Annotated in this window: 1 protein-coding gene; it reads right to left on the bottom strand. The window is 72.5% G+C overall.

The window, feature by feature from the left end; translation table 11 throughout:
• On the bottom strand, positions 1 to 2,067 hold a 2,067-nt coding region (locus OO69_RS48020; RefSeq protein WP_158713546.1), incomplete at both ends, for a type I polyketide synthase.

Here is a 2,067-nt window from a genome sequence, read left to right as displayed (position 1 = left end):
AGTCCCCAGGCGAGCGAGGTCGCGGGGAGGCCGTTGGTTCGGCGGTGCCCTGCCAGGGCGTCGAGGAAGGTGTTGGCGGCCCAGGCCGCGTCGACCTTGGGGCGTAGCACGGTGTCCAGGCTGTCGGGGGTGAGCGTGGTGACCGTGCCGTCATCGAGGACGCCGGCGGTGTGGACGACGGCAGTGAGCGGGTGGTCGTCCCGGATCGATTGCAGCAGGCCGGCCAGGGCGTCGGCGTCGGCGGTGTCGCAGGCGGCGATGGTGACGCTCGCGCCGTGTGCGGTCAGCTCCGCCTCCAGTTCCAGGGCGCCCTCGGCGTCCCGGCCGCGGCGGCTGGTCAGCAACAGGTGACGGGCACCGTGCTCGGCCACCAGGTGCCGGGCCAGCAGGCTGCCGAGTACGCCGGTGCCGCCGCTGATCAGGATGGTGCCGTCCGGGTCGAGCTCCGGGGCCTCGGGCCTGGCGGGCATGGCCAGCCGGGTGAGGCGGGGCGCGCTGAAGGTGCCGTCGCGCAGGGCGAGTTGGGGTTCGTCGGCAGCGAGCGCGGCCGGGAGGGCCGCGGCGGAGGCGGCAGTGCCATCGAGGTCGATCAGGACGAACCGGTCGGGGTTCTCGGTTTGCGCCGAGCGGATCAGACCCCAGACGGCGGCCGCGGCGAGGTCGGTCACCTGGTCCTCGGGGCCGGTCGCGACTGCGCCGGCGGTGACCAGCGCGAGGCGCGCGTCGGCGAAACTCTCGTCCTCCAGCCACTCCTGGACGAGGGTCAGGGTCCTGTGCAACCCGTTCCGCACGGTTGACGGCACGTCTTCCGTGCCGCCGGTGCCCGGGTCGAACCTGATCTGGACGAACTCGGGCAGAGGCGCGCCGCCCGCAAGGGACTGCCGAAGGGCGGCCAGGTCCACGAAGGCGCCGATACTCGGGGTGGCCGCGACCGGGGGCCGTACGACCGCCCACTCCACCTGGTAGAGAGAGTCGTGATGCGCCCGGGGCGAATCCCGCAGCTGGTCGAGGGAGATGGCCCGCAGCGCCAACGAGTCCACGGAGGCGACGATCGAGCCGCCGGAGTCGCCGACCACGATCGTGACACCGCCGTCGGACCGCGGCGACAACCGTACCCGCAGCTTGGTCGCGCCGGTCGCGTGCAGGGTCACTCCGTTCCAGGAGAAGGGGAGCAGCCCCTCCTCGCGCCCGCCGAGCGCGCCCACCACGATGGGGTGCAGCGCCGCGTCGAGCAGCGCCGGGTGCAGCCCGAAACGCGCTGCCTGGAGCTGCTGTTCTGCGGACAGCGCCACGTCGGCGAACACCTCGTCGCCCAGCTGCCAGACGGCTTGCAGACCCTGGAACTCCGGTCCGTAGCCGTAACCGCGGACGGCCAGCGACTCGTAGGACCCATCAAGGCTCCACGGGACGGCGCCAGTCGGCGGCCACTCACCGTCGGTTCCGGGCAGCGCGGGGCCGTTGGCCAGCGTGCTCGCGCACAGCAGACCGCTCGCGTGCCGCGACCACGGTTCCTCCGGCGGTGCGTCCTCCCGGCGGGAATGGATGCTGATCTGTCGTCGCCCGGCCGGGTCTTCGGAGCTCACCACGACCTGGACCTGCACCGAACCGTGCTCAGGCAGTACCAGCGGCGCTTCGAGCGTCAGCTCCTCGACGTGATCGCAACTGACCTGGTCGCCGGCGTGCAGGGTCAGGTCGAGGAACGCGGTGCCGGGCAGCAGCACGGTGTCCATGACCGCGTGGTCGGCGAGCCAGGGGTGGGTGCGAAGCGAGAGTTGGCCGGTGAAGAGCGTGGCCTGGCCGTCGGCGAGTTCGACGGACGCGCCGAGCAGCGGGTGCTCGGCCGTGATGAGGCCGGCGGTGGTCAGGTCGCCGGTGCGGGCGGGGATGTCGAGCCAGTAGCGCTGGTGTTGGAAGGGGTACGTGGGGAGGTCGGGCAGCGGATTCGTGCCCGGCTCGGGGTCGGTGCTCGTGTCGGTGTCGGGGTTGGTGGTGGGCCAGGTTACGGGGTGGCCGTGGGTGTGGGCGGTGGCGAGGTTGGTGAGGAACTGGGTGGGGGTGTGGTGGTTG

This window comes from Streptomyces sp. NRRL F-525, assembly GCF_000716605.1.
In the GTDB taxonomy this organism is placed as follows: Bacteria; Actinomycetota; Actinomycetes; order Streptomycetales; family Streptomycetaceae; genus Streptomyces.
Note: the sequence above shows the minus strand (reverse complement) of the source record. Positions and strands in the feature narration are given on the sequence as shown.